The sequence below is a fragment of the Wolbachia pipientis genome (assembly GCF_001752665.1).
Lineage (GTDB): Bacteria > Pseudomonadota > Alphaproteobacteria > Rickettsiales > Anaplasmataceae > Wolbachia > Wolbachia pipientis_A.
In genome coordinates, this window is the sequence record NZ_MJMG01000001.1 from 292371 (window position 1) to 299808 (window position 7438).

Annotated in this window: 4 protein-coding genes, 1 other RNA gene and 1 pseudogene; 5 read left to right on the forward strand and 1 reads right to left on the reverse strand. The window is 32.2% G+C overall.

The features are described from left to right. The first annotated feature begins 151 nt into the window (after positions 1-151). The 4 genes and pseudogenes from BIY23_RS01485 to BIY23_RS04840 all read left to right on the forward strand — a co-directional run bounded on the left by BIY23_RS01485 (position 152) and on the right by BIY23_RS04840 (position 4378). On the forward strand, positions 152-1846 hold the full coding sequence (locus BIY23_RS01485; RefSeq protein WP_070064783.1) for an ABC transporter ATP-binding protein: 1695 nt from the start codon (positions 152-154) through the stop codon (positions 1844-1846). A gap of 23 nt (positions 1847-1869) precedes the next feature. Further along, an RNA gene (gene rnpB / locus BIY23_RS01490) (RNase P RNA component class A) lies at positions 1870-2205 on the forward strand. Between the two features lie 920 nt (positions 2206-3125). Beyond that, complete coding sequence (locus tag BIY23_RS01500) at positions 3126-3389, forward strand: hypothetical protein (RefSeq protein ID WP_070064785.1); 264 nt, start codon at positions 3126-3128, stop codon at positions 3387-3389. A gap of 506 nt (positions 3390-3895) precedes the next feature. Further along, positions 3896-4378 (forward strand): annotated as a pseudogene (locus tag BIY23_RS04840) (RDD family protein). Positions 4379-4394: 16 nt separating this feature from the next. On the opposite strand, the gene priA reads toward BIY23_RS04840, so the two are convergent. Further along, positions 4395-6344, reverse strand: coding sequence for a replication restart helicase PriA (gene priA, locus BIY23_RS01510; RefSeq protein WP_070064787.1), 1950 nt, complete (start codon positions 6342-6344; stop codon positions 4395-4397). A gap of 619 nt (positions 6345-6963) precedes the next feature. Here priA and BIY23_RS01515 point away from each other — a divergent pair. After that, positions 6964-7311: a hypothetical protein gene (locus tag BIY23_RS01515; RefSeq protein ID WP_070064788.1), complete on the forward strand. Its 348-nt coding sequence runs from the start codon at positions 6964-6966 to the stop codon at positions 7309-7311. Positions 7312-7438 lie beyond the last annotated feature (127 nt).

A 7438-nucleotide genomic window follows, 5' to 3' on the forward strand; every position in this document is an offset into this window, starting at 1 on the left:
ATGTGATATGATCAACAGGCTGCTTTATATTATACATGGAAGTATAAAATTACCATGACTCAGTTATGGTAGTTCATTTTTGTTGTCTTCAAGCATTGCACTTGGTATAATGCTTTCTTACAGTAGAAACCAGCATTACTATAAATCATGTATGTTAAAACCTGATACTAAACAATTGTCTTATTATGTAAAGCCCTATTTGTTTTACTTTGTCATAGCATTTATTGCAGTTTTGCTATCAGCTTTAAGCACTCTATATTTTGGTCAAAGATTAGGTAAAACAATTGATACTGATATTTCGGAACATTCATTATTAACAATAATATCAATGGTTTTAACTGTGGCTCTTACTTCATTTACCAGATTATATTTTATTGGGATTGGAAGTGAAAAAGTCATAGCCTATATGCGATATGATCTCTATAGTAACATTATCAACTTGCAGCCAAGCTTTTTTGAAAATACAAGTGTGCAGAATGTTATTTCGGCGTTAATTACTGATACGTCCGTATTACAGTCAATAATGAATAGCAGTATGCTAACAATATTACGAAACGTTATAGTACTTATTGGTAGCATCATAATGTTGTTATATACAAATATTCAACTAACTACATATATAGCTGCCACGATACCTTTACTACTTATTGTTATGATTATGTTTGGAAGCAAAGTGCGCAGTTGTTCACGTTTTGCAAGAGACAAGCTTAGTGAACTAGCAGAGCTTAGTGAAGAAAATTTGAAATTTATAGTAGCTATAAAGTCGTTTGCATTAGAAGAGAACAAAAAAAGCTTTTTCGAAGAGCGCTTAAACTTAGTCTCACAATCCTACATAAAATTAGCATTTTTGCGTGCTGTATTAGTGTCAACAATAATTATGTGCGTAATAAGCTCATTAATCATTCTGGTATTTTTTGGTCTCAGAGAAGTTTTAAACAGCAATCTTACAGCTGGAGCATTATCATCATTTATATTTTATTCAATACTCGCTGCAGGAGCTGTAAACAACTTAGGTGATAACATTAGTGATTTACAAAAAGGACGTGGAATTATAGAACGTGTCCTGGAATTTATCAATATAAAGGACAATATTACATATGGCTCTATAAATATCTGTAATGTTCAAAAAGGTATTTCTTTTAATGATGTTACATTTCGCTATCTTGATCAACCTGCTTTAACAAAATTATCATTCCAGATAGATAAAGGTCAATCACTCTTAATTGTAGGACCATCAGGTAGTGGTAAAAGTACCATTTTAAAGCTTCTGCTGAGGTTTTATGACCCAGATGAAGGTAGCATTACCATTGATGGGTATGATATAAGATCACTCGCATTAAGTAATTTAAGGTTGTTGTTTGGTCTAGTGCCACAGGACCACATGATATTTTCCTCTTCAATAATGGAAAATATACTTTGTGGCAAACCAGACGCCAATTATGATGAAGTAAAGCAAGCAGCAGTTAATGCTTATGCTATGGAATTTATTGAAAAATTGCCAGATCAATTCAACACTCTTGTTGGGAAAAATGGATCAAAGCTTTCAGAAGGTCAAAAACAACGTATTATCATAGCAAGAGCAATACTTAAGAATCCTGAAATTCTTATACTGGATGAAGCAACTTCCGCTCTAGATTATGAAAGTGAAAACTTTGTACAGAAAGCATTAAATAACCTCATGCGTAATAGAACTACAATCTTTATTACACATAGACTATCCACTGCACCAAAAACAGATAAAATCATAGTAATGAATAATGGCAAAATAGAAGAAATAGGTACTCATGATACTTTAGTAATACAAGATGGGCTTTATGCAAAATTAATAAAAATTTGCATTTCATAGCAATTGTGCTTACAATAAAACTCTAGGTGAAATACGTAGCTGCTGTGTATCACAGAGGAAAGTCCGGGCTCCAAGGGAAAATAGTGACGGGTAACACTCGCCGAGGGTAACTTCAGTTATAGGGCTACAGAAAATTACCGCCTAACGTTTTAGGTAAGGGTGAAAAGGTGTGGTAAGAGCACACCATAACAATGGCAACATTGTTAGTTGAAGTAACCAGCACTAGGAGCAAGATTAGATAAGAGTAGGTTTTATGTTTTCCTCATATCTACTCGGGTAAATCGCATGAAATAAATGGTAACATTTATTCCAGATAAATAGCTACATAAACAGAACCCGGCTTATATTTCACCTAGCAAAGTATTGCCCAAACTGATAGGGTTTATCAATTCTTAATGAGTATGAGTTACTTATGACTAGCAACACATTAATAAAAGGATATGATGTGCAAAAAAATTCTAATAACTTTTCGGTATAATGGGAAATATTTACTATGACTGGAACAATTTTTCGAACTCATTCTATCCTTATATTGGGTAGGATTTGGTGGCATAGTAACAAATTATGGGCTATCGATACCACCCAAAGTTGCATATCAATTGAAAGCTGGTCTCAATTATCGTAATAAAAATGTAGAATTTAGTATTGGGTATAAGTACTTTAGCATTTTAGATAATAGTTTATATGAGTTTTCAGGTGATTACAGAACACATACAGTTGGATGGGAGGAGCACCTTGCATGTGTTCTCAGGACCAGTGCTTTGTCTAATATGTTTAATGTGCCTAATTGTACCAGTGGTAGTGTTATCTTGTCAGACCAGCATAATATAGAATTTGGGATAACTATTTATCTTGCATCACATAAGAAATAGAAAATTTATCTAGAGGTTCTTTCAACTTAGCAATATTGAAAAAAGAACTTTTAATAGTATATACTACTGTAGCAATACATAGCACATATGAAAGATTTCTGAGCAGATCAGCACATATATATTGCCAAAGAATAGACATTTACTGTAGTGAAAATTTTCCCTGTGTAAAGGTAAAGCCATGTTTATTTTGCTGAATTGGTTACAAGACTATACGAAATCTTTATAATGTAGCACAGTTAATACATAGGCAATATATGATCAACAAAAATGTACTAATAGCTTTTATTTTATTATTATCACAGCAGCCTTTTGCTGAATCAGATGGTTAGACTAAAGATACTGATACGGTTTTACCTTTCTCATAGAAGCTCAATGTCCAATGTTGAGTTAAGTTACATCAGGATTCTATGTCTAAAAATAACTCTGAAAAAAATCAGGAAATTTCTCTTGGTGTAGGGTTGGCAGCTGGTTTTGAAGGCCAGATTCAAGGCCATCACTTTAGAATTGAACAAGAAGATGTTAGTTTTGTGAGCCAAGTAGATGATCTTTTTTTAATCAATGGTTTGTCATTGATGACAAATGATAAGAAATATGAAGTGTGGCCTCACACAGCAAAGGAGGCTATACAATACCGTCAATTGAATTCACACTCTTATACAGTACAACTGTAGCATGATAAATGTTTATTATGATTGGAAAAATACTTTTTATTTTAATAGATTATATACTTATGTTGGAGTTAGTCTCATTGGAATGGATGTGTTTGGAAAACTAGAGACTAAACTGCATACCAATTTAAATCTGGTTTGCGTTACCGTACCAGGAAAGGTGTAGAATTTAGCGTTGGGTATAGATATCTTGGTGTTGTAAAGGATACTCTAGGGGAATTTCAGGTTTTACAGTTTGATANAAACAACGTAAACTCCATTATTCGCGTGGCAATCTAGATACTGCTTCTTTACAGCAGCAGCCGAGTTTTAAGATTCAGAAAGTAGACTGTCCAGGGGCATAGAATTTGGTATAACTGTGCTTCTTGCAATACGGGAATAAAAACGCTTTTATTTGCATAGATTATGTTTGCTATAATACAGTAAATTAGCCTATATCTATAAAATAGGTATTGTAATTTTTAAAAAAGTTGCTAAAATCTCATCTAGTTGTAGTGGTAAGTTTATACGTGGAAGAATCAGTACAAATTGCAAGTTTGCCAAGACGTTTACTCGCATATTTAGTAGACTGGTTAATAATCTTACTTGTCTCGTTTTTATTAGCAGGATTATTAGCATTATTGCTATTTTTGACAAAGCAAGAAAATTTTACTCAATTTCAACAAATCTTTATTATTCCTACTGTAGCACCACTAATAGTTGCACTATTACTACATAGAGTGACTTGGTGTATTTACTGCACTTATTTTCTCTCTTTACCATCTCAAGCAACTCCTGGTTAAAAATTAATGCACATACGTACAATCAGTACTCATTACTCACAAATAAGTTTAAGTTTAGCCTTCAAGCGCTCAGTACTTGCTTCATTATCGATACAAAATAATTTACTTTGCGTATGTTGGTATGGAGTTGCTGTTTTTTCAGAGAAAAAGCAAACATTTCATGACATGCTACTCAATACAGTAGTTATACATATATCATGCAAAAAATAACGTTCAACTTTCGGTTCTAAAAAAAATTAATAGGATCAACATCTGTTACTAGGTTGATATTTTTAGGTATATTTTTTATCCATAATGCTAAATTTTTTTGCACAAACAGACTATTTTTATCGTATATCTTTAATAGTATCCTATACCTATACTTACCGTCTAAAAAGTTTAAAGCCGCAGGTGACGGACCAAAAACTTCTAGTTTGTCGTGACATGGAATATTTTTCACTATCTCATGAGATGCTTTGTGCGTAATAATATGGCTTTTTCCAGAAATAATAAGTGCTATCAACCTACTGAATGGTGGCATATTAGCTTTTCTCCTTGATTCAAGCTCAATATCATAGAATAAATCTCGCTGCTGATGTTGTAATGCGTCTATAATTTTACTGCTTGGATCACGAGTTTGTATTATTACAGTTCCTCTTTCGCTAAATCTACCAGATCTACCAGAAACTTGGTGTAACAATTGGTAAGTCTTCTCTGCTGCTCTGAGATCAGAATTTTCTAAACTCAGGTCTGCATTTATTATGCCAACCAAAGTTAATTTAGGAAAATTATGGCCCTTAGCAATTATTTGTGTACCAATGATAATATTTATTTCCTCTTTTAAGACTAAATCAAGAACATTATCAACTGATTTTTGATCACTACTAATAATTGCAGTTCTTGCATTTGGTATTAATTGTACCATTTCTTCCAATAATCTTTCTATACCTATACCATAAAGAAATAATGGTTCATTATTTTGACAATTAGTACATATTTCAGGAAACTTTATCTGATAAAAACAGTGATGACACAAAAGTCTATTTTTTTTCTTATGGTATGTTAACCAAATATTACAGTTTAAACAGGAAATTTTAGATCCACATTTTTTACACATTGCCAGTTGTGCATATCCTCTACGGTTCAAAAAAAGCATAACTTGCTGCTTCTTTTCTATTGTCATCTTAACATATTCAAAAAGCTCATCTGAAATCCATTGCTTACTATTTTTCATATTTACCACTTTTATTTGTGGCAAATCTGTACCGCTAAATCGTTTTTTTAAACGCACATGAATGTAGTTGCCACTTTTAACATTATAAATTGTTTCAAGTAGAGGAGTTGCTGATGATAAAATGATCGGTATAACTTCAATTTTTGCCAAAATTATCGCCATATCCCTGGCATTATATGCAGCGCCCTGTTTGAAAGATGCATCATGCTCTTCATCCACTATAATAAGTCTCAAATTTTTATAAGGGAGAAAAAGCGCTGACCTTGCTCCTATAATTATTTTTGCATTGCCATTTACTATGTTAAGCCAACTACTGCGGCGAGCTTTTGGTGTAAGCGCAGAATGCCATTCAGCTATATTTTCTGGCATGTTTAAACGCATACGTTTAACTAATTGCGATGTTAAAATAATTTCAGGGAGTAGTATTAAAACTTGAGCTTCACCCAACTTATCAGTAGCATAAAGCTTTGCTATCACAGATAAATAGACTTCTGTTTTTCCAGACCCTGTTTCTCCATCAAGTAAAATCACAGAGTATGTGTTTAAATGCTTAATAATTTCATCACTGGCATTCTGCTGTTCAGAATTTAACTGATAATTTATTTGACTTATCTCTTTTTGTTCTTGTGGTACGTTAATAAGCTTATCTATATTATTTAATTTGATTACACCACCCATAATCATTTTTGCAAGAATGCCAAGTGGCATTAAATTATACTGTGAAACCCATTCTGCAAATACTTTTAGTTTTACTCTAACACCATGTAAATCAATCTTACGTTCAATAGATTTTAATATTCGTTTAGTATTATCACCATATTGCCATACTATTCCTGTAAAACGTTTATTACCAAATGGTACAATGACATAATCTCCTATCGCAATTTTAACATCTTCTTCTACTACATATGAAAATAATCTATTAATTGGTAGTGATAGCAATACATTAACTACTCTTGTCATCTGATAGTTGACTATTAACTTATAGTGGATTACAATTAATAGTATAAGGAGTTACTTTAGTTTTAATAGGTAATTTATGTGATATGTCACACACAGAGGTTAACTGAGTTTATTACACTTCACAAGGACTTTATGAAAAGCAGAAGACCAAATTAAGTAGCAAGACGTTTGTTTGAAACAGAAGAAAAGTTTAATGATAAGCATCCTGAAGTCAAGTTAGATGCACGTAGCGATACAATTGATGAGCGCAACTTTTGGTGCACATGGCACTAATGCATGGGCAATTCAGTAATTGGGTTACATGGTGAAACGGCAAGTCTAACTGCAGATCTATTGTATGCATTAAGCAACACAGGTTCATCATTACAGTTATGAACAGTTTACTACAAAATACCTCGACAAATACAGAAAGGAAAATACGACAACAGATATTGTAAAAAGAGCAAGTACAATTTTTAATGACCAAACGATGAAAGAAATATACCAAAAATTATCCAGTATTCCAGTAATTGTTTTAGGTAACAAAGTGGGAGGTTGTTGGATCATGTAATCAGTTTGATATAAAGGGTGCATATCAAAGCGAAAGATTTACGAAAGATTTAACATTCTATCTATAATATTGCCTGAAGAAGACGTAGAATATATTAAGGGTTTACTTGCTACAATTAATCCACAATTATCTAAAAAAATGGGATATTTCACTCATGAAGAAATTAGAGCTTTTGAAAAGCAAAGAAAGGTAATTCAGTATGAAAGGCATGAAGAACGTTTGATAGATGGTTTTTTTATAAAATCAAAAATTACACAAAAAGTTTCTACGATGATTTTTTTTGAAGCATTTGGAAATAAGTTAACTTTTGGCGTATCTGATAAATTCGATGTAAAGAAAATAGATAAAGTTGCACTAATAAAAAATAAAAAAAATGTAACTATGAAGAGACACAATATACTCTCACTTACTATGTAGATACACAGCAGAATTCTTATATAGAAACAGAGAATAATACAGAGTATAAATTAGCATTCATCTCATAATAGTTCGCATAGATCATAAAAAAGCAGAATTAATAGNTNNNTGCAGANNAGATNNANNT

Coding starts and splice junctions, on each gene's coding strand:
- BIY23_RS01485 (WP_070064783.1), top strand. CDS start 152: ATGTTAAAACCTGATACTAAACAATTGTCTTATTATGTAAAGCCCTAT.
- priA (WP_070064787.1), bottom strand. CDS start 6,344: ATGACAAGAGTAGTTAATGTATTGCTATCACTACCAATTAATAGATTA.
- BIY23_RS01500 (WP_070064785.1), top strand. CDS start 3,126: ATGTCTAAAAATAACTCTGAAAAAAATCAGGAAATTTCTCTTGGTGTA.